21 protein-coding genes are annotated in these 20892 nt (G+C 64.4%); 17 read left to right on the forward strand and 4 right to left on the reverse strand.

Annotated features, from left to right (window positions below):
- Together EJ072_RS25715 and pobA are read left to right on the forward strand one after the other, a co-directional pair.
- A complete protein-coding gene (locus EJ072_RS25715; protein WP_126083749.1) occupies positions 1 to 1053 on the forward strand; it encodes a 3-carboxy-cis,cis-muconate cycloisomerase in 1053 nt (350 codons plus the stop codon).
- A complete protein-coding gene (gene pobA, locus EJ072_RS25720) occupies positions 1053 to 2225 on the forward strand; it encodes a 4-hydroxybenzoate 3-monooxygenase (protein WP_126081874.1) in 1173 nt (390 codons plus the stop codon). The genes EJ072_RS25715 and pobA overlap by 1 nt, the downstream gene beginning before the upstream one ends.
- Before the next feature lie 13 nt (positions 2226 to 2238).
- On the opposite strand, the gene pcaF is transcribed toward pobA, so the two are convergent.
- From pcaF to EJ072_RS25735, 3 genes are read right to left on the reverse strand one after another with little or no spacing between them, the layout of a single operon-like run.
- On the reverse strand, positions 2239 to 3444 hold the full coding sequence (gene pcaF / locus EJ072_RS25725; protein WP_126081875.1) for a 3-oxoadipyl-CoA thiolase: 1206 nt from the start codon (positions 3442 to 3444) through the stop codon (positions 2239 to 2241).
- The gene (locus EJ072_RS25730) at positions 3445 to 4248 is read right to left on the reverse strand and encodes a CoA-transferase subunit beta (RefSeq protein ID WP_126081876.1); all 804 of its coding nucleotides are present in this window, start codon (positions 4246 to 4248) and stop codon (positions 3445 to 3447) included.
- Positions 4245 to 5102, reverse strand: a complete 858-nt coding sequence (locus tag EJ072_RS25735; protein ID WP_126081877.1) for a CoA transferase subunit A — start codon at positions 5100 to 5102, stop codon at positions 4245 to 4247. The genes EJ072_RS25730 and EJ072_RS25735 overlap by 4 nt, the downstream gene beginning before the upstream one ends.
- A gap of 105 nt (positions 5103 to 5207) precedes the next feature.
- On the opposite strand from EJ072_RS25735, the gene EJ072_RS25740 reads away from it, so the two are divergent.
- Positions 5208 to 5978 (forward strand): IclR family transcriptional regulator C-terminal domain-containing protein, encoded by a 771-nt coding sequence (locus tag EJ072_RS25740; protein ID WP_126081878.1) that lies wholly within the window; start codon positions 5208 to 5210, stop codon positions 5976 to 5978.
- Positions 5979 to 6053: 75 nt separating this feature from the next.
- On the opposite strand, the gene EJ072_RS25745 is transcribed toward EJ072_RS25740, so the two are convergent.
- Entirely contained in the window at positions 6054 to 6863 is an 810-nt protein-coding gene (locus EJ072_RS25745) for a helix-turn-helix transcriptional regulator (protein ID WP_245466991.1), read from the reverse strand.
- Positions 6864 to 7247: 384 nt separating this feature from the next.
- On the opposite strand from EJ072_RS25745, the gene EJ072_RS25755 reads away from it, so the two are divergent.
- The 14 genes from EJ072_RS25755 to EJ072_RS25825 all read left to right on the forward strand — a co-directional run bounded on the left by EJ072_RS25755 (position 7248) and on the right by EJ072_RS25825 (position 20871).
- The gene (locus EJ072_RS25755; protein ID WP_126081880.1) at positions 7248 to 8426 is read left to right on the forward strand and encodes a 4-hydroxybenzoate 3-monooxygenase; all 1179 of its coding nucleotides are present in this window, start codon (positions 7248 to 7250) and stop codon (positions 8424 to 8426) included.
- Positions 8426 to 9157: an SDR family oxidoreductase gene (locus EJ072_RS25760; protein ID WP_126081881.1), complete on the forward strand. Its 732-nt coding sequence runs from the start codon at positions 8426 to 8428 to the stop codon at positions 9155 to 9157. The genes EJ072_RS25755 and EJ072_RS25760 overlap by 1 nt, the downstream gene beginning before the upstream one ends.
- A gap of 691 nt (positions 9158 to 9848) precedes the next feature.
- Positions 9849 to 10574, forward strand: coding sequence for a GntR family transcriptional regulator (locus EJ072_RS25770; RefSeq protein WP_126081883.1), 726 nt, complete (start codon positions 9849 to 9851; stop codon positions 10572 to 10574).
- Positions 10575 to 10576: 2 nt separating this feature from the next.
- Positions 10577 to 11608, forward strand: coding sequence for an ADP-ribosylglycohydrolase family protein (locus tag EJ072_RS25775; protein ID WP_126081884.1), 1032 nt, complete (start codon positions 10577 to 10579; stop codon positions 11606 to 11608).
- Positions 11605 to 12579 (forward strand): PfkB family carbohydrate kinase, encoded by a 975-nt coding sequence (locus EJ072_RS25780; protein WP_126081885.1) that lies wholly within the window; start codon positions 11605 to 11607, stop codon positions 12577 to 12579. The genes EJ072_RS25775 and EJ072_RS25780 overlap by 4 nt, the downstream gene beginning before the upstream one ends.
- Before the next feature lie 39 nt (positions 12580 to 12618).
- The gene (locus EJ072_RS25785; RefSeq protein WP_126081886.1) at positions 12619 to 13683 is read left to right on the forward strand and encodes an ABC transporter substrate-binding protein; all 1065 of its coding nucleotides are present in this window, start codon (positions 12619 to 12621) and stop codon (positions 13681 to 13683) included.
- 28 nt (positions 13684 to 13711) lie between these two features.
- Complete coding sequence (locus tag EJ072_RS25790; RefSeq protein ID WP_126081887.1) at positions 13712 to 14581, forward strand: ABC transporter permease; 870 nt, start codon at positions 13712 to 13714, stop codon at positions 14579 to 14581.
- On the forward strand, positions 14581 to 15369 hold the full coding sequence (locus EJ072_RS25795; RefSeq protein WP_126081888.1) for an ABC transporter permease: 789 nt from the start codon (positions 14581 to 14583) through the stop codon (positions 15367 to 15369). Before EJ072_RS25790 ends, EJ072_RS25795 begins: the two co-directional genes overlap by 1 nt.
- Positions 15369 to 16436, forward strand: a complete 1068-nt coding sequence (locus tag EJ072_RS25800; RefSeq protein WP_126081889.1) for an ABC transporter ATP-binding protein — start codon at positions 15369 to 15371, stop codon at positions 16434 to 16436. The genes EJ072_RS25795 and EJ072_RS25800 overlap by 1 nt, the downstream gene beginning before the upstream one ends.
- An 83-nt stretch (positions 16437 to 16519) precedes the next feature.
- A complete protein-coding gene (locus EJ072_RS25805) occupies positions 16520 to 17608 on the forward strand; it encodes a Gfo/Idh/MocA family oxidoreductase (protein ID WP_126081890.1) in 1089 nt (362 codons plus the stop codon).
- A gap of 51 nt (positions 17609 to 17659) precedes the next feature.
- Positions 17660 to 18574, forward strand: coding sequence for a sugar phosphate isomerase/epimerase (locus EJ072_RS25810; RefSeq protein ID WP_126081891.1), 915 nt, complete (start codon positions 17660 to 17662; stop codon positions 18572 to 18574).
- 15 nt (positions 18575 to 18589) lie between these two features.
- Complete coding sequence (locus tag EJ072_RS25815) at positions 18590 to 19687, forward strand: fatty acid desaturase family protein (RefSeq protein WP_126081892.1); 1098 nt, start codon at positions 18590 to 18592, stop codon at positions 19685 to 19687.
- Positions 19688 to 19713: 26 nt separating this feature from the next.
- Entirely contained in the window at positions 19714 to 20028 is a 315-nt protein-coding gene (locus tag EJ072_RS25820) for a MocE family 2Fe-2S type ferredoxin (RefSeq protein ID WP_126081893.1), read from the forward strand.
- A gap of 39 nt (positions 20029 to 20067) precedes the next feature.
- Complete coding sequence (locus tag EJ072_RS25825) at positions 20068 to 20871, forward strand: 3-methyl-2-oxobutanoate hydroxymethyltransferase (RefSeq protein ID WP_126081894.1); 804 nt, start codon at positions 20068 to 20070, stop codon at positions 20869 to 20871.
- The last annotated feature ends 21 nt before the right edge of the window (positions 20872 to 20892 follow it).

Raw genomic sequence — 20892 nt, forward strand, 5'->3', positions numbered from 1 at the left:
ATGACCGTTTCGCCCTTCGATCATCCGCTGCTTTCCGGCCTGCTCGGCGACGAGGAGGCGGCGCGGCATTTCTCCCTGGAAGCGGACCTCGATGCGATGCTCACCTTCGAGCGGGCACTGGCTGAAGCCGAGGCTGAACACGGCGTCATCCCACGCGATGTCGCGGTCGCGATCGTGAAGGCGCTGGCGTCGTTCCGGCCGGACACGGCCAAGCTGAGGGCCGGCGTCGCCAGGGACGGCGTGGTGGTGCCGGAATTGGTTGGGCAAGTCAAAGCTGCAGTCGGCGCTCCGCACGACGCATATGTGCATTTCGGCGCCACCAGCCAGGATGTCGTCGACACCTCGCTGATGCTGCGCCTGCGGCAGGCCGTCGACCATATCGGCCTGCTGCTTGGCGAGAATGTTGTGCGCCTCACCGGCCTCGAGCTCGAGTTCGGAGAACGTCAGTTCATGGCGACGACGCGCATGCAGCCGGCGATCCCGATCACGGTGACCAATCGGACTGCTTCCTGGAGGGCGCCGCTCGAGCGTCACCAGCAGCGCCTTGCCGAAATATCCGGCGGTCTGCTGGCGCTGCAGTTCGGCGGCGCCGCCGGCACGCTGGAAAAACTCGGCGACAAGGCCACGGCCGTTCGCGCCGCGCTTGCCGCGAAGCTCGGTCTTGCCGATACGCCGCAATGGCACAGCCAGCGCGACGCGCTCGCCGAGTTCGCATCCTGGCTTTCGCTCGTTACCGGCAGCCTCGGCAAATTCGGGCAGGATGTCGCGCTGATGGCGGAGGTTGGCTCCGACATCAAGCTTTCCGGCGGGGGTGGCTCATCGGCCATGCCGCACAAGCAGAATCCGGTGAAGGCGGAAGCGCTGGTGGCGCTGGCGCGCTTCAATGCCGTTCAGCTCTCCGGCATGCATCAGGCGCTGGTGCATGAGCAGGAGCGCTCGGGTGCGGCCTGGACACTGGAGTGGCTGATCCTGCCGCAAATGGTGGTGGCGACCGCCGCCGCGCTCAGGCTCGCAGCCGAGCTGACCGCGCAGATCGAGAGCCTGGGTCACTGATGCGCACGCAGGTGGTCATCGTTGGCTCCGGGCCGTCCGGCCTGCTGCTCGGCCAGTTGCTCGCCACCGTTGGTGTCGAGACGATCATCCTCGAGCGATCCAGCCGCGAGCATGTGCTCGGACGTGTGCGCGCCGGCGTGCTCGAACAGGGCACGGTCGACCTGCTCGGCGAGGCGGGCGCCGCGGACAGGCTGCATGCCCAGGGCCTGCCGCATGAAGGCATCTCGCTCGCCTTCGACGGCCGCGCGCATCGCATCGACATGAGCGCGCTCACCGGCGGCAAGCATGTCACCGTCTATGGCCAGACCGAGGTGACGCTCGATCTGATGCAGAAGCGCGAAGCGTCGGGGCTCCAGACCGTGTTCGAAACGTCGAATGTCGCGCTGCATCATTTCGATGGCACGTCGGCCTTCGTCACCTACGAGAAGGATGGCGCGACGCATCGCATCGATTGCGACTTCATTGCCGGGTGCGACGGCTATCACGGTGTCAGCCGCAGGTCAGTGCCGGACGGCGCGCTGAAGACGTTCGAGCGCCAGTATCCGTTCGGTTGGCTGGGCGTGCTGGCCGAGGTGCCGCCGGCCGATCGCGAACTGGTCTATGCCAATCACGAGCGAGGGTTCGCGCTCTGCTCGATGCGGTCGCCGCAGCGCAGCCGCTACTATGTGCAAGTTCCCGCCGGTGAGCGCGTCGAGGACTGGTCGGACGACCGCTTCTGGGATGAGCTGCGCAGCCGCCTGCCGGCGCAGATTGCGGCCGCGGTCACCACCGGGCCGTCCTTCGAGAAGTCGATCGCGCCGCTGCGTTCCTTCGTCGCCGAGCCGATGCGCTTCGGAAAACTGTTCCTGGTCGGCGATGCTGCGCATATCGTGCCGCCGACCGGCGCGAAGGGCCTGAACCTCGCTGCCAGCGACGTGGGCTATCTGTTTGCCGGGCTTCGTGAATTCTACCGCGAGAGGTCGGAGGCCGGGCTCGACGCCTATTCGGCCAAGGCTTTGGCGCGCGTGTGGAAAGCGGTGCGCTTTTCCTGGTGGATGACGACGATCCTGCATCGCTTCCCCGAGACGGGGGAGTTCGGCCAGCGCATCCAGGAAGCCGAGCTCGATTACCTGGTGCATTCCAGAGCGGCATCGACGGCGCTTGCCGAGAATTACGTCGGGTTGCCTTATTGATCTGCCTGAGCGGTCAAACCCGCTCCAGCGCGATCGCGATACCCTGGCCGACGCCGATACACATGGTGGCCAAGGCCAGCTTGCCGCCGCGCTCGCTGAGTTCGAGTGCCGCCGTCCCGGTGATGCGCGCGCCGGACATGCCGAGCGGATGACCGAGCGCGATCGCGCCGCCGTTCGGGTTGACGTGCGCAGCGTCCTCGGCGATGCCGAGTTGGCGGAGCACGGCAATGCCTTGGGAGGCGAAGGCCTCGTTCAACTCGAAGACGTCGAACTGTTCGGGCGTCAGGCCGAGGCGGGCGCACAGCTTCTTCGTGGCCGGGGCCGGTCCGATGCCCATGATGCGCGGCGCCACACCGGCGACGGCACCGCCGAGGATACGGGCGATCGGCGTCAGCCCATACTTCTTCGCCGCTGCCTCGGACGCGATGATGAGGGCGGCCGCGCCGTCATTGACGCCGGAAGCGTTGCCGGCGGTGACCGTGCCGCCTTGGCGGAACGGCGTCGGCAATTTGGCCAGCGTTTCGATGGTCGTGCCGGCGCGGGGATGTTCGTCTTTCGCGACGACGATTGCATCGCCTCTCCTTTGCGGGATGGTCACCGGCGTGATCTCCTTCGCCAGCCGGCCACTGGCCTGCGCGGCCACCGCCTTGTCCTGGCTGCGCACGGCGAAAGCGTCCTGGTCGGCCCGAGAGACGGAAAAGTCCTCGGCGACGTTCTCGCCGGTCTCCGGCATGGAATCGACGCCATATTGCCTCTTCATCAGCGGGTTGACGAAGCGCCAGCCGATGGTGGTGTCGTAGATTTCGGCATTGCGTGAGAAAGCTGCATCGGCCTTCGGCATGACGAAGGGGGCTCGGCTCATCGACTCGACGCCGCCGGCGACCATCAGCTCGGCCTCGCCAGCCTTGATGGCGCGCGCGGCGATGGTGACGGCATCCATGCCCGAACCGCAGAGGCGATTGACCGTCGAACCGGGAATGTCCTGGGGCAAGCCGGCAAGCAGCAGCGCCATGCGCGCGACATTGCGGTTGTCCTCGCCGGCCTGGTTGGCGCAGCCATAGACAACATCGTCGGTGGCGGCCCAGTCGAGACCCATGTTGCGCTCAACGAGCGCCCGCAACGGGATGGCGCCGAGATCGTCGGCTCGCACGGAGGACAACGCGCCGCCGAAGCGGCCGATGGGCGTGCGGATGTAATCGCAGATGAAGGCTTCAGCCATTTAAGCAGCTTTCCCTTTGGCGGTCCCTTGATGCGCCGCCTTGGTGCGGGCCTGCAGGTCGCGCAATGTCTTCAGCTCGAGTTCCGTCGGCGCCGGCGTCTCGTCAAGGGCCTCCGCGAACTTGACCGTCCAGCCACAAGTTTCCTGCACCTGCTCGCGGCTGATGCCCGGATGCAACGAGACGACGGTGAACTCCTTCGTCACCGGGTCCGGCCTCCAGATGGCGAGGTCGGTGATCAGAAGCGTCGGGCCGGCGGTGTCGATGCCGAGGCGCTTGCGGTGGTCGCCGCCTTCGCCATGGCCGAAGGAGGTGAAGAAGTCGATCTTCTCGACCATGCCGCGCTTCGACTGCGCCATGGTGATGTAGACTTGCTTTGACGAGGTGGCGATCTCCGGCGCGCCGCCGCCGCCGGGCAGGCGGGTCTTGGGATGCGCATAGTCGCCGATGACAGTTGTGTTGATGTTGCCGAATTTGTCGAGCTGGGCGGCGCCGAGGAAGCCGATCGAGATGCGGCCGCCCTGCAGCCAGTAGCGGAACATCTCCGGCACCGCGACGGTGGTGACCGCCGTCTCGCACAATTCGCCGTCGCCGATCGACAGCGGCAGCACGTCGGGCGCGGTGCCGATGGTGCCGCTCTCATAGATCAGCGTGATGTCGGGCGCATGGGTCAGCCGCGCGACGTTGCAGGCGGCCGACGGCGCGCCAATGCCTACGAAGCAGACATCGTCACTTTTCAAGGCGCGGCTGGCGGCGATCGTCATCATCTCGTTGGGGGTGAAACCCAGATTGTCAGCGTCGCTCATGCGGCTTTCCTCAGATGCTCGACGCGGCCGGCAAAGTCGTCGGCGCTGCTCTCGATAACGTTCTTCTGCATCCACGCCTGGAAGCGGTCGCGGTCGGCGGCGATCTCGTCCCATTCGAGATAGGCGGCGTTGTCGCGCTCGTAATAGCCATGCGTGTAGGAGGGATGCGAGCCGCCCGGCACAACGGAAATCGCCGCGATCGTCCAGCTTGGCAGCACGGTGAGGTTGGGATGCAGGTCATCGAAATTGTCGACCATTTCCTCGACCGTCACGACCGCGCGCTTGGCCGCTAGGACCGCCTCCTTCTGGATGCCGATGATACCTTCGACCAGCACATTGCCCTTGCGGTCCGCCTTTTGCGCATGGATGAAGGTGACGTCCGGCCTTATCGCCGGGACGGCGGCCAGCGCCTCCCCGGTGAAGGGGCAGGTGACCGATCTAATGTTGGGGTTGACCGAAGCGAGGCCGGCGCCGCGATAGCCGCGGAACACCGCGCAGGGCAGGCCGGCGGCGCCCGCCTCATAGGCGTTGGCCATGCCGGCATGGCTGTGCTCCTCGACTTCGATGGCGCGCGGAAAGCCGTTCTCGATGGCATCGCGGGCGCGTCGCAACAGGCCGACGCCGGGATTGCCGACATAGGAAAAGACGATCTTCCTCGCCATGCCCATGCCGATCATCTGGTCATAGATCAGGTCGGGCGTCATGCGGATCAGCGTCAGGTCGCGAAAGCCCTGGCGGATCGCTTCATGCGCGGCGGCGGTGGGGATCAGATGGGTGAAGCCCTCGAAGGCGACGGTGTCGCCGTCGTGCAGGTTATCCGCGACCGCCTCTTTCAGCGGCAGGAACTTGACCATCTCCAGGCTCCGTGATTGAAAAGTTCGCATTGCGAACATATGTTTTATATGAGATACTTTTAGCTCCAAAGTTTGCCTGGAGTCAACGCTGGCCTGGAGAGGTTCGTGGAAGAGGAATCCATTTCACGCGACCATGTCGGCTCGCTGGAACGCGGCTTGGCGGTGATGGAAATCCTCGCGCGCCATCCGGCCGGCATGACGCTGACGGAGATGGCCGAGGAGGCGGATCTCACCCGCGCGGGGGCCCGCCGCTTCCTGCTGACATTGGTCGCGACGGGCTATGCGACCCAGTCCGGCCGGCTGTTCTCGCTGTCGCCGCGTCTCTTGACCGTCGCGCGGACCTGGCTCGGCGGCGCATCGCTCTGGACCTTCGCGGCGCCGGTCATGCGCGAGGTAGCGGGGAAATTCGGCGAGGCCTGCAACGCGGCAGTGCTGTCGGGCGAGGACGTCGTCTATGTCGCGCGCATCCCCGGACGGCGAATCCTGAGCGTCGCGCTCGATGTCGGCACGAGGTTGCCGGCCTATTGTACGTCGATGGGGCGCGTGCTGCTTTCCGGCCTGCCGGCGGATGAGTTGAAGGCCTTCCTCGCTGACGCGACCATCGAACGGCGCACGCCGAAGACGATCACCGGCCGCGCCGCGCTCGGCAAGGCCATTGACAGAGCGAGGGTCGATGGCTTCGCCATCGTCGACGAGGAGCTGGAGCTCGGCCTGCGCTCGATCGCTGTTCCGATCGTCGACCGCGCCGGCCGCACCGTGGCCGCCATCAATGTCTCGACGCAGTCGGCGCGTTTCTCGGTCGAGGCGATGGAGCGCGACATCTTGCCGGTGTTGCGGACGGCCAAGCAGCGGGTGGAGGAGTTCTTCTTCGTTTGAGCAGCAACGGCAACCGCCCGAAGTGAGCGCTGCCCGCTCATCCGCGACGATGGTTCTCCGACGATCGGTGAGTGCTCAATGTCTGCTTGAGCGTTCCGCCATATAACGGGCTGGCGAGACGCCGAGCGCCTTTCGAAACATTGTGACAAAGCTGCTGACGTTCTCGTACCCAAGGTCGCCAGCAACCTGTTTCACCGACGCGCCGCTCGCCAACCACTGCACCGAGAGGATAATGCTCAACTGCTGTCGCCAACGACCGAAGCTCATGCCGGTCTCGGCGGCGATTACGCGCTCGAGCGAGCGAACACTGAGTCCAGAACGTTTTGCCCACGATTCGAGAGTTCCGCGGTCAGCTGGATCCGTTATCATGTCCTGGAAGATCGAACGAAGCCGAGGATCGGTTGGCATTGGCAGGTGAAGGTTGCCGAGCGGCGCTGTCGAAACCTCATGCAGCAGCAAGGCCGCAACTCCCGATTCTACTCCGTCCGCCTCATGATCTGCTGGGAACTGCGCGCTTCGGACAATTAGCTCGCGCAACAGCGGACTGACGGTAATCGTGCAGCACGTCGTGGGCAGCTTCGCGCCTGCCGCCGGCTGGACGAAGGCCGCATAGCTGTCGATGTTCCCGGAGGCTGCGATCCGATGCACCATCCCGCCCGGAACCCAAAGCGCGCACTGCGGGGGCACGATCCAGATGCCGCCCTCGACTTCACAACGAAAGACGCCAGAGAGTCCCAAGAGCAGCTCCGACTTCCGGTGGGAGTGATGGTCCAGCTCTAAGCCCTCGGTGACCATCTCGACGCCGACCGTGACGACGTCTCGGCGCGCCTCTTCGACCGTGGGCATGAGCTCAGCCAAGTCATTCCATTGACGCAGGATCGGCAAAGGGTCGCGCTCCAGGAAATTGGCACAATATCAATACATATTGGCCAAGTTTCGCGTTTCCGTCAACCTTACCCTCAGATAATGTCCGACGCGGTGGCGATGGATGCTGAAGGGGACGCTGAGATGAACGAAATGCCGTGAGCCCGTGGGCTCATCGACACACCTCTAGCCTGCTTGAAAGCAGGCTCGTCCCAGGCTCGCTCATCGTCGCGGACAACACGACTTACTGCCCGGATTACGAAGCTTACGTTCGCGAACCAGCCAATGGCTACCTCTCGGTTCCGTTCGCCGACGACGTCGAGCGGATAGAAAGCATCGCAGTCGCAAACGGCTGCTTTTGATCCTGCCTAGACTAAACAAATAAAGCTTAGCTGAAAGATAAACATGACTTCAACTTCCGAAGAGACCACAGTTATCATTGTTGGAGCCGGTGTGTCCGGTCTGACGTTGGCGTCCTTCCTGCGGACCTCCGGCGTGGCCTGCGTTGTCCTGGAGCGGATCGATCGGGCCCGCGTCGAAGTCCGGCAGCGTGCCGGCGTCGTTGATGCACGCGCCGTGCGCATGTTCGAGCAATGGGGATTAGCGGACAAGCTCCTCGCCGGCCCGCTTGCCCAGACCATTGATTATCGCGTCAACGGCGTTGGTCGCATTTTCGAGACCATCGAAGACGACGGCAGCCCGGGTCGATTCTGCACCCAGCAAATGCTCGTCAATAACCTGTTGCGCGAACTGATCGATGTCATGGCGGGTGACATCCGCTTCAGCGTCACCGACGTGTCGATCCAAAATGACGAGGACCGGCGTCCACGGGTCAGCTATTCAGATGCCGCGGGCGCTCACGAGTTCGTCTGCGATTACATCATTGGGTGCGACGCCGAGCACGGTGTCAGCCGGGCATCGATCCCAGATGGTGTCTTGACGAAGTACAGCCATGACTTCGGTTATGCGTGGTTGGCGGCGCTCGTTGAGGCGCCTGTTACCGGCCATCCGATCATGGGCGTCAGCGACCACGGCTTTGTCGCGCAGCTTCCTCGCGGCCCCCACCGGAGCCGGTATTACCTGCAATGCGCGCTTAGCGATGGTCCGGCAGACTGGCCGGATACGCGGATCTGGGATGAAATCCGGCTGCGTCTCTGCGACAACACGATCGAAAATGCCGTGGTCCATGACAAGGACTTCGTACCTATGCGATCGGTGGTCTATGCGCCGATGCAATATCGGAATCTTTTCCTCGTCGGCGATGCCGCCCACCTCTTGCCGCCCACGGGCGCCAAGGGAATGAATCTGGCTCTATACGATGTGGATGTGCTCGCCCAGGCGCTGGTGCGTGCGGCGCGCGATCACGACAGAGCGGCGCTGGACGCCTACTCAAGCACGGTCCTGCCGCACATCTGGAAGTACCAGGAGTTCAGTGCCTGGATGACCGATACGATGCATGACGCTGGCGATCCAACGCAAAACGGTACGTTTCGCCAGATGGCCGCACGCGCTTGTCTCGATAACTTGTTCGACTCCCCGACCGCAGCTCGTTTGCACAGCGAATACCAGCGGGGGCTGAATTAATGCCAGCTATGACGAAGAAAGTGGCTCTGGTGATGGGCGGCGCGAGTGGCATCGGCCTGGCCATCGCCGAGCGGTTGGCGAAGGAGGGCGCCTTGGTCTTCCTGACCGGCCGTCGCGTTGTTGATGTCGAAGCCGCAGTCGCCCAAATTGGCCCCGCCGCGCGCAGTGTGGTGGCCGACGCGAGCAACCCCGCGGATATTGAACGGGTCATCGCGACAGTCGGGGCGCAGGGCGGTCAAATCGATGCGCTGGTCTACAACGCCGGCATCATGGAACCGGCGGACCTGGAAGAGAGCATACCGGAGCATTTCGACCGCCACTTCGCGGTGAACGTGCGCGGCGCCCTTCTCACCATGCGGGCAGCGGCGCCGCGCATGGCTGCCGGGGGCTCGGCGCTGTTCTTGGGGTCGGTCGCCGACGTCAAAGGGGCGACGCCCTATGGAACATATGCCGCAACCAAGGCGGCTCTGCGCTCCTATGTGCGCAGCTGGACTGGCGAACTCGCGCCGCGCGGCATACACGTGAACATCCTGAGCGCCGGCCCAACGGACACCGCCATGATGGCATCGATCCCAGACGAAATGCGCGACGGGATCGTCAGCCAGATACCGCTGGCCCGCATGGGCCGCGTGGAAGAAGCCGCGGCGGCGGCGTGGTTTCTACTCAGCGACGAAGCAAGCTTCATAACCGGCGCCGAGCTATACGTCGACGGCGGCATGGCTCAGGTGTGACGGGTGCGGGGCGAAGCAGCCGGCAACCGACGAGCGCCTGATGATCCGCCTTTGCCCCCGGATGAGTTGGCTGGCTTAGTTCTGCCCATGTAGGAAGAACTCGATCGGCACCACCAGTTCGAGACGGTCGCCAGGCACCTCTGCAGGCGGTTTGGGCAGGGGCTGGGCGCGCTGGATCAACGCCAAAGTCTCTTCGTCGAGGAGGTCATGGCCCGGAGGTCTGCTCGATCCTCGCCACGAGCACCTACCGCTGCGATCCATCGTGAAGCGAACATAGGATACGCCTTGCTGGCGGCGGTACTGTGCAAGAGCCGGATAACGCTTGAACTCCTCCAATCGGTCGAGAACGAGCTCCTACCACGTCGGCATCGCATTCGACAGCGAGGCAGAAGACGCCTGTGGCGCGGGAGCGGCCGGTACCGAGGACGACAGCGCGGGGAAAGCCGGCGGGGCGGTTGTGGCGGTCGCGGGCGGACGATCGACCGGCGGAGCCTCCTGCCGCTGCGCAACCTGACGACGTGGCACGATGCGGATCCTCGGGACAAGCCCGAGGATGAGGCGTTGGTCGTCGCCGATAAGCCCATACGCGATTGCCCCGGTATAGTGACCGGAAGAAGGACCTAGCCGTTGACGCGTCATTTCATATCCGCTAATGAACAGGATTATACAGGTTCATTGAACAGGTATCCATATGGCCCGTCGCGCTATGCAGCTCTCTCCCGGCACGGGCAAGCCCGAGCAGATCGCGACGGTTCTGGAGCATGAGATACGCTCCGGCCTGCTCGGCTTCGGCGACCGGCTGCAGAGCGAAAACGAGCTCGTGCAGCGCTTCTCGGTCAGCCGCAACACGGTCCGCAAGGGGCTTGAGGAACTGTCGAGCCGCGGGCTGATCACCACCAAGGTCGGCATCGGTTCCTTCGTCACCTTCGACGGCATGCCGGTCGACGACGCGATCGGCTGGTCGCGCGCGCTGGCCAATGCCGGCGCCAATGCCGAGACCCGCACCTTGCGGCTCGAGATCATCGAGGACGCGGAACTGGCGGCCAGGCTCGGCGTCGAGAGCCCATCCTTCATCGCCGTCGACCGCGCACGCACCAATGCCGATGACGGCCATGCCATCTCGATCGAGCGCAGCCGGCTGCCGCTGTCGCCCGAGTTGGAAGACATACCCCTGCGGGGCTTGCGCGAAGGCACGCTGCACCAGACGCTGCGTGGCGCAGGGCTCGTGCCCGACCATGGCGAGGAATGGGTCGACATCGAGATGCTGAGCGCTGCCGACGCCGCCATTCTCGCCTGCGCGCCCGGCACGCCGTTCCTGCGCACGCGCCGGCTGACGCGCGCCGCCGACGGGCGCGCCATCGAATTCGTCACCAGCCTGCTCAACCCCGCGCATTTCGCGCTGCATCTGGAGTTCTGAGCATGGCAGGGGATGCGATCGATCGGGCGATGGGCGCGCTGATCGGCGGGGCGCTGGGCGACGCGCTAGGCATGCCGACGCAGCTTCTGTCGCCGGGCCGCATCGCCGAGCTTTACGGCCATGTCGAGGATTTCGTCGCGCCCGCCGCCGATCACCCGGTGTCGAAAGGGCTGCCGGCCGGCGCGATCACCGACGACACCGAGCAGGCACTGCTGCTTGGCCACATTCTGGTCGAGTCCGGCGAGCGTTTCGACCATGCGCGCTGGGTGAACGCGCTGCTCGGCTGGGAACGCGACGTCAAGGCGCGCGGCAGCTACGACCTGCTCGGACCATCGACCAAGCGCGCCATCGACGCCATCAACAGCGGCGTGCCGGCCGAAGAGGCCGGGCGCGCTGGCGACACCAATGGCGCGGCGATGCGCATCGCGCCGGTCGGCATCATGATGCCGTCGGAGCCGCTTGGCGCGCTGGTCGCCAAGGTGGCCGAAACCTGCCGGGCCACGCACAACACATCCATCGCAATAGCTTCCGCCAGTGCCGTTGCCGCTGCAGTCAGCCTTGGCATTTCGGGCGGCGATTGGCGCGCCGCTTCCGGCCATGCGGTCGCGGCAGCAAGGCTTGGCGCTACGCTTGGCCATTGGGTCACCGGCGGCGACATCGCCGTGCGCATTGTCTGGGCGCAGGAGCTTGTCCGCGGCAAGGCGGAGAAGGAAGCCATCAAGCAGATCGTCGACCTGATCGGTACCGGCGTTGCCAGCCAGGAATCGGTGCCGGCCGCCTTCGCGGTGCTGGAGGTCGCGCAAGGCGACGCCTGGCGGGCTGCCGTGATCGCCGCCAATCTCGGCGGCGACACCGACACGATCGGGGCGATTGCCGCCGGCATGGCCGGCGCCTGCGCCGGTCTGTCGAAGCTGCCGCAGGACCGCATCGCCGAACTGCATGGCATCGACATCGCGGAGGTCTGCGCGCTGGCTGCGGATCTGGTCGCGGCCCGGACGGCCAAGACCGGTCCAGGCAAGGAGGATGCGGCGTGAGCGGTCGGCTCGTCCATGTCGGCAGCGCGGTGGTGGACTACGTCTACCGCATCGACGCGTTGCCGGCGGCCGGCACGGAAAAGACCGCGTCAGCTTACGCCCGCGTCGCCGGCGGCGGTTTCAACATGATGGTCGCCGCAAGCCGCACCGGCATGAAGGTGGTGTTTGGCGGCCAGCTCGGCACCGGGCCGGACGGAGACTTCCTGCGCGCCTCCTTCGCCGCCGAAGGCATCGAGACGCTGACGCCGCCGTCGACCTCGATGGACAGCGGCAATTGCGTGGCCATGATCAGCGGCGATGCGGAGCGCACTTTCGTCTCCTGGCCGGGCGCCGAGAGCCGGCTGACGTTCGACATGATGAAGCCGGTCCAAGTCCTTTCGGGCGACTGGGTTTTCACCTCGGGCTACACACTGAGCTATCCCGGCAGCCGCGATGCGCTTGTCGACTGGATCGAGGCGCTGCCGGCCGGCGTTCCTTTCGTCTTCGATCCGACGCCGGTGATCGCCGATATTCCGCGCCCGATCCTGGACAGGGTGCTGGCGCGCGCGACCTGGCTGAGCTGCAACACCAATGAGGCCGCCGAGATTGCCGGCGCCGGCGATGCGCAGACCGTCGCCCTCCGGTTGCTCGCCGAGCATTGCCCCAAAGCCGAGGGTGTCGTCATCCGCGCCGGCGCGCATGGCTGCCTGGTGCGCATGGCCGATGGCGGCACCCGCGCGGTGCCGGGTTTCGAGGTGGAAGCCGTCGACACCAACGGGGCCGGCGACACGCATATCGGCGCCTTCGTCAGTGGCCTTTCGCGCGGCATGTCCCCTCGCGAGGCGGCTCGCTACGCGAATGCCGCCGCCGCGCTTTCGGTCACCCGCCATGGCGGGTCCTCGGCGCCGACCGACATGGAGATCCAGGAGTTCCTGACCGAGCGCGGCGAAGCGATGACCGCGCCTGGCCGGGCGGAAGCGACTGCAACTTAACAAGCCCGTCAACCGGGCAAACAATGAGAGGAAAAGAACATGCGCATGCCCAGACTGACCGCTTTTCTGACGGCCACCGCCGTCTTCGTCTCCGCTTTCACGCTGGCAGCACAGGCCGCCGAGGAAGTGCATGTGCTCAACTGGAAAGGTTACGGCGCCGACGAGCCGTGGGCGGTCGCCAATTTCGAGAAGGCGACCGGCTTCAAGGTGGTCAATGACTTCTTCAACTCCGAACAGGAGATGCTGACCAAGATCCGCACCAATCCCGGCCTCTATGACGTCGTCATGATCAACGCCGCTTTCAACGACCAGGCGATGGCCGGCAAGCTGATCCAGCCGATCGACGTCTCGAAACTCTCCAACTATGCCGACATCGCCAAGGACAAGGCCGGCTCGCCGATGCTCAACCATGACGGCAAGGTCTATGGCGTGCCGTGGGTGTGGGGCCTGACGGCTCTGGCCATCAACGAAAAGTCCTTCGAAAAGCCGCCGACAAGCATCGCCGAAATGTGGGACCCGGCGCATAAGGGCCGCGTCATCATCCGCGACGACGCCGTCGAGGCGGTGCAGTTCGGCGCGATCGCGTCGGGTCAGAACATCAACGACATCAAGGATATGGACGCGGTCAAGGCGAAGCTCACCTCGCTGATGCCCCAAATCAAGACCTTCTGGAGCTCGGAGAACGACTGGAACCAGATGGTCGCCTCCAACCAGATCGACATCGGCACCTATTGGAGCGGCTCGGCCGACCGTGCCAAGACGCATTTCAAGCTGCCGGTCTCCCTCGTCATCCCGCAAGAGGGCGCCGTCGCCTGGCTCGACGCCTTCTCGATTCCCGTCGGCTCGAAAAACGTCGCCGGCGCCGAGGCCTTCATCAACTACATGATCGATCCGAAGTTCTACGTCGAATGGGTCACCAAGGTCGGCGCGCCGGTTTCGGCCAACACCAAGGCGGTCGACGCGCTGCCGGAGGATGCGTTCAACCGCAAGGTCATGGGCAGCCCGGATGTCGCCAAGCGCATCCAGTTCCAGGCGCCGGTCACCGACGAGCAGCGCGAGAAATATCTGGCGCTGTGGCAGGAGCTGAAGGTCAACGTGAAGTAATCGAGGTCTTTCGGGGAGGAGAGGCAGGATGGCTGACCAGCTTGCGATCGGTTCGCGCCGCGGACTGAAGCCGGCCCTGCCGCTTCTCCTACCCGCCTATCTGTGGCTGACGGTTGCGATCTTCCTGCCGCTGTCCGCCATGGTCTTCTTCTCCTTCATGACCGACCTGCCGCTGGCCGGAAAGGAATGGTCGTTCACGCTCGGCAACTACGCCGCCTTCTTCTCGCAGAGCCTCTACTCGACGCTGCTCTTCGCCTCCCTGCGGCTCGGCCTCGAGGTGACGCTGTGGTGCGTCGTCATCGGCTATCCGGCGGCCTATGTGCTGGCCAAGGTGCTGAAGGGGCGCGGCCGCGAGGCGATCTTCCTGCTCGTCATCCTGCCCTTCTGGTCGAACGGCCTTGTGCGCATCTTCTCCTGGGCGATGGTGCTGCGCGAAGGCGGCATCCTCGACACGGCGCTCAACGCCGTGCTGCCGTTCAAGATCAACATCGATCTGATGTATTCCTATCCGGCCGTCATCATCGGCCTGGTGCATTCCTATGTGCCCTACATGGTGCTCACCTGCTATCTCACGCTGCAGGCCATCGACGACTCGCTGCTCGAGGCGGGCCGCTCGCTCGGCGCGTCGCGGCGGCAGGTGTTGTGGCGCGTCATCATCCCGCTGTCGATGCCGGGGCTGATCGCGGGAGCGGCGCTGATCTTCGTGCCGGTGGTCGGCTCCTTCATGGAGCCGCGCATCCTCGGCGGCCGCACCGGCACCTTCTACGGCACCGTCATCGAGGACCAGTTCGTCGCCGTCTTCAACTGGCCGCTGGGCGCGGCACTTTCCTTCATCCTGCTCGCCGTCGTGCTGATCATCCTGGCGCTGGCCGCACCCGTCCTGCGGAGGGCTGCGTGATGGCAACGACGCGCATCCTCGAATGGCTCGGGCGCTTGTATATCGTGCTGCTGCTCGCCTTCCTCTATCTGCCGATCGTCATCATGGCGGCGATGTCGTTCAACGCTTCGCCCTTCTACCAATTGCCGTTCGAATGGACGACGGACTGGTATCAATCGCTGTGGCAGAACGATCAGCTGATCGCGGCGACCTGGAACAGCATCGAGATCGCGGTCATCACCACTTTGATCTCGACGGTGCTCGGCTCGATGGCCTCGCTGGCGCTCTACCGCTACGAGTTCCACGGCAAGAAAGTCCTGCAGGCGCTGCTCTTCCCGCCGATCGCCATTCCATGGCTGATCACCGGCACGGCGATGCTGATCTTCTTCTTCGGCGTCGGCATCGGCCGCGGGCTGGTGGCCATCCTGCTCGGCCATGTCGCGCTGGCGCTGCCTTATGTCATTGTCGTCGTCTCGGCCCGGCTGCAGACCTTCGCGCCGGAGCTGGAGGAGGCGGCGCGCTCGCTCGGCGCCAATCAGTGGCAGGTGACCATGCGCGTGACCTTGCCCTGGATCATGCCGGGCGTGATCGCCGGCGGGCTGTTCGCCTTCGCCGTCTCCTTCGACCAGTTCGTGGTTTCATATTTCCTGTCGACGCCTGGCCAGACGACGCTGCCGGTCGAAATCTATGCCGCGATCCGCAAGGGTTTTACCCCCGAGATCAACGCGGTCTCGACCATCATCATCGTCGTGTCGATGGCGCTGATGCTGCTCACGGCGCGCTTCTTCAAATTCGGCGGAGAGAAATAATGGCTGGCGTCCAGGTCGCGAATGTCTCCCGCAGTTTTGGCGCGCACAAGGCGCTGGACGATGTCTCGATCGATTTCGCCGATGGCGGCTTCTATGCGCTGCTCGGACCGTCCGGCAGCGGCAAGACCACGCTGCTGCGCCAGATCGCCGGCTTCGATTTTCCCGATTCCGGCCGCATCGCCATCGGTGGCGAAAGCGTCGAGCGGGTGCCGGTCGAGAAGCGCCGCATCGGCATGGTGTTCCAGAACTATGCGCTGTTCCCGAATATGAGCGTCGCCGACAATGTCGCGTTCGGCCTCTCGGTGCGCGGCGAGCCGAAGGCGACGATCGCTAAGGAAGTGCAGCGCGCGCTCGATCTCGTGCAGCTCGGCAAGCTCGGCGGGCGCAAGCCGCACCAACTCTCCGGCGGCCAGCGCCAACGCGTGGCGCTGGCGCGGGCCATCGTCACCAAGCCGCGCGTGCTCCTGCTCGACGAGCCGCTCGGCGCGCTCGACAAGGCGCTGCGCGTCGACATGCAGATCGAGCTGAAGCGCATTCAGCGCGAGATCGGCATCACCACCATCTTCGTCACCCACGACCAGGAAGAGGCGCTGACGATGAGCGACCGCATCGGCATATTGCGTGACGGCCGGCTGGTGCAGGAAGGACCGCCGGAAGAGATCTACGACAGGCCGCAAAGCGAGTTCGCCGCGACCTTCCTCGGCGACGCCAACATCTTTCGCGGCAATGCCACCGGCTCCGGGATCAAGCTGCCCGACGGCACGACGATCGCGGCTTCGACAGGCGCCTCGGTGCCGGCCGGCGCCAAGGCGAGCTGCGCGGTCCGGCCGGAACGCATCCGGATTTCGACCGGTGCGGCAAAGCCCGATCCAGTCGGTGCCAACATGCTCACTGGGCAGGTCTCGAAGCGCATCTTCGCCGGCAACAACAGCACCTATTTCGTCGACCGCGATGGCCAGACGCTGAAGGTGATCGTCCAGAACACCGGCGCCGAAAGGTTGGCTGAAGGTCAGCCGGTCGTGCTTAGCTGGTCGCCGGACAGCGCGGTGCTGATCGCGGCCGCTTGATAGCGCTGATGGGAAATGATGGCGCTGGCCTTGGCTGACGCCCGGACCATCGCGTTATATCCAGTCCTCGATGGGAGGAATGGATGGCGAGCACGGGTTTCGAGCCGGACGTAAAGGTCCGGGTCAAGGACTACCGGATCGGCTGCATCGGCGCCGGCATGATCATGGCCGAATGCCATCTCGCCGCCTATGCGCAGGCCGGCTTTCCGGTGGTGGCGATCGCTTCCCGGACCAAGGCGAATGCCGCGAAGGTGGCGGATCGCTGGCATATCCCGACCGTCCACGACACGCCGGAGCAATTGATCGAGGACAGCCAAGTCGAGATCGTCGACCTCGCTTTTCCTCCCGACCAGCAGCCGGCGCTGATCCGCCATGCGCTCAAGCAGCCGCATATCAAGGCGATCCTGGCGCAGAAGCCGCTGGCGCTTTCGGTCGAGGAAGCGGTGAGGCTGCGCGACGAGGCGGCTGCCTCCGGCAAGATCCTCTCTGTCAACCAGAACATGCGCTACGACCAGTCGATGCGCGTTCTGAAGCAGATCATCGACAGCGGCGCGCTTGGCGAGATCGTCTTTGCCGAGATCGACATGCACGCGATCCCGCATTGGCAGACCTTCCTGGCCGGTTACGACCGGCTGACGCTCGCCAATATGAGCGTGCATCATCTCGACGTGCTGCGTTTCCTGTTTGGCGATCCGGACGAGATCACCACGCTGACGCGCAAGGACCCGCGCACGAAATTCGACCATTCCGACGGGATCACGGTGTCGACGTTGCGCTTTCCTTCCGGCGTGCTCGCTGTATCGCTGGAGGATGTCTGGTCCGGTCCGCGCCAGGAAGGCTACGACGACGACCAGCACATCGCCTGGCGCGTCGACGGCACCAAGGGCGTTGCCAAGGGCACGATCGGCTGGCCGAAGGTCGTCGCCTCGACGCTGACCTATGCCTCGACCGAGACGACGGGCGGGAAATGGGTCAGCCCAAGCTGGGAGACGATGTGGTTCCCGCACGCCTTCATTGGCGTCATGGAGCAACTGAAATATGCCTTGAAGACCGGCACGTCGCCGGCGCTGTCGGTTGCCGACAACGTCAGAACCATGGCGCTGGTCGAGGCCGGCTACCGGTCCATGGCCGAGGGCCGTACCGTCAAGCTGTCCGAAATCCGCGTCGACTGAGGCAGTCGAAAGACGCGGCAACTGAATCGCTTACCCGGAGGACTTCACCTCATGATGCAGGCAGGTATCTTCACAGGCTATTTTCCCTACGAGTTGGAGGAATCGGCAAGGCGCATCCGGGCGCTCGGTTTCAACACCGTGCAGCTCGACCTGCATTTCAAGGATATCGACCTGTCGGCCGGGCAGATCACCAAGGACAAGGCGAGGACGGTGCGCGACACGTTTCGCGACCATAACCTGCCGGTCTGCTGCGTGTCCGGCTACACCAACATCATCCATCCGGAGAAGGGAGAACGGGAAAGGCGGCTTGCCTATCTCAAGGAGATCATCCGCAACGCGCGCGACTTCGGTTCTCCCTATGTGATTTCCGAGACCGGCACCTACAACACCGAGTCCGACTGGGTGCATCACCCCAGGAACAAGACCGAAGAAGGCTTCGAGGAATGCCGCAAGGTGATCTCCGACCTCGCCCGGACGGCTTACGACCACGGCGCGGTGTTCCTGCTCGAGACCTATGTCAACAATGTCGTCGGCTCGGTCGAGGAGACGGTGAAAATGTTCGCGCAGGTCGATCATCCCGGACTTGGCCTGCTGATGGATCCGACCAACTATTTCGAGGCGCACAACATCGACCGCATGGACCAGGTGCTGAACCAGGTGTTCAACACGCTGACCGACAAGATCAAAATCGCGCATGCCAAGGACGTGAAGCGTTCGGGCGGCGACAAGAGCGAAAAGCATGCCGATATTGGCGACGCGGACGCGCATGAGGGACTGACCTTCCGCGGCGTCGGCGAGATCGAGCTACCGGCGCCGGGGCTGGGCGCGCTGAACTACGATCTCTATCTCAAGCGGCTCAGCGAGAAGCATCCGAACATCCCGGTGATCATCGAGCATCTGACCGAGGATGACGTGCCGCGCGCCAAGACATTCCTCGACGGCAAATTCCGTGCGAACGGGCTTTGATTGCGGGGAGGGACGATGACGACGGCCTCCAGCACCAAGCGCGACTACAGCCTTGTCGGCGAAAGCACGCGCCGGGCGATCGAGACCGGGCTCGCCTCGGCCGAGTGGTACCACACGGATGTACCGCGCAAGACCATGAAGGAATTGATGCAGCGCTCGGACGGGCCGGCGATCCGCGATACCATCATCTGGATCGCCGCGATCCTGGGCTCGGCAGTCGGCATCGTCTGGTTCTGGGGCACGTGGTGGGTCGTGCCGTTCCTGTTCGTCTATGGCGTGCTCTACGGCTCGTCGAGCGACTCGCGCTGGCACGAATGCGGCCACGGCACCGCCTTCCGCACGCGCTGGATGAACGATGTCGTCTACCACATCGCTTCCTTCATGCTGATGCGCAATCCGGTGCAGTGGCGCTGGAGCCATGCGCGCCATCACACCGACACCATCATCGTCGGCCGCGATGCCGAGATCGCGGTGATGCGGCCGCCGGACCTCATCAAGGCGGCTTTGGCCTTCACCGGCATCCTCGACTTCCGCTATTCGCTGCCGACGCTGGTGCGCCAAGCCTTCGGCATATTGTCGGGGGACGAGAAGAGCTACATCCCGCAGATGGAGCAGCACAAAGCGGTGATCGCGGCGCGCTGGCACATGGTGGTTTACGCAGCGACGATCGCTGTCGCGATCGCGCTTGGATCATGGATACCGCTGGTGCTGATCGGTCTGCCGCGCCTCTACGGCACCTGGCACATGGTGCTGACGGGGCTGTTGCAGCATATTGGGCTCGCCGACAACGTCACCGACCATCGGCTCAACACGCGCACGGTTTACATGAACCCAGTCAGCCGGTTCATCTACTGGAACATGAACTATCATGTCGAGCACCACATGTTCCCGATGGTGCCCTACCACGCGCTGCCGAAGCTGCATGAGCTGATCAAGCATGATCTGCCGGTGGCGAACCCATCGATGTGGCACGCCTATCGCGAGGTCTGGCCGGTGCTGCTCCGGCAGCTGAAATATGAGGATTTTTACCTCAAGCGCGAATTGCCGCCGACGGCGAAGCCCTACCGCGGCAAGTTCCATGATCTCGACATAACGGCCGCGGCCGCCGAATAGGCGCTACGGCAATTCGGAGATATACGATGGCGGAGTGGGTCGAAGCATGTGCTGTGGACGACGTGGACGAGGAGGATGTGATCCGCTTCGACCATGGCGGCCGCAGCTTCGCGATCTACCGCTCGCCGGAGGACGAGTTCTTTGCCACCGACGGGTTCTGTACGCATGAGAAGGCGCATCTCGCCGACGGGCTGGTGATGGACGACATCATCGAATGCCCCAAGCATAACGGCCGCTTCAACTACAAGACCGGCCAGGCCAAAGGGGCGCCGGTCTGCGTCAACCTCAAGACCTATCCCGTCAAGGTCGAGGCCGGTAAGGTGATGATCGATATCGGCTGACAGCAAATCGCCGCAACACATAGAGGGAACCGAAGTCCGATGAGCCGAAAGAGACCGACCGTCGCCGATCTGCGCGCGATAAAGGGCAGGCGGCAATTGACCATGCTGCGCGTTCTGACGCTGGAAGAGGCCGAGGCCGCCGAGCTGGCAGGGGTGGACATCGTCTCGGTGACGCCGGAACTGGTGCTCAATCCGCAATATCGCGATGCGGCGCCCAGCCTCTTCACCATGCCCGGCGAGAACTTCTTCGAGATCGGCACGGCCGACGATTTCCTGCGTTGGGCTTTCAGGCTCTACAAGGCCGGCGCCGACGCCGTCTATTGCAGCGCCGGCTACGCCACGATCAAGCGCATGGCCGACGACGCCATCCCCGTCATCGGCCATGTCGGCCTCATTCCCTCCCGCGCGACCTGGACCGGCGGCTTCAAGGCTGTCGGCAAGACCGGCGATACGGCCATGCAGGTGTTCGAGGCGGTGAAGCAGCTGGAAGCCGCCGGCGCCATCGGCGCCGAGATCGAGGTCGTGCCGGTGGAGGTGGCGAGGGCGATCTCCGAGCGTACTTCGCTGATCATGCTGTCGATGGGCGCGGGCACCGGCTGCGACGCGCAATATCTGTTTGCCGAGGATATCCTCGGCGCCAATCGCGGTCACATGCCGCGCCACTCGAAAGTCTATCGCAACTTCGCCGCCGAATATGACCGGCTGCAGCAGGAGCGCATCGCGGCGTTTTCCGAATATGTCGCCGACGTCAACAGCGGCGCCTATCCGGAAGACAGGCACATCGTGCATATGGATCCGGACGAGCTCACCCTTTTCATGAAGAAGGTTGAGGCAAAACCCTGAACGGGCGGCGATAGGTGCTGC

Origin of the sequence: Mesorhizobium sp. M2A.F.Ca.ET.046.03.2.1, assembly GCF_003952425.1 — a bacterium.
GTDB lineage: Bacteria > Pseudomonadota > Alphaproteobacteria > Rhizobiales > Rhizobiaceae > Mesorhizobium.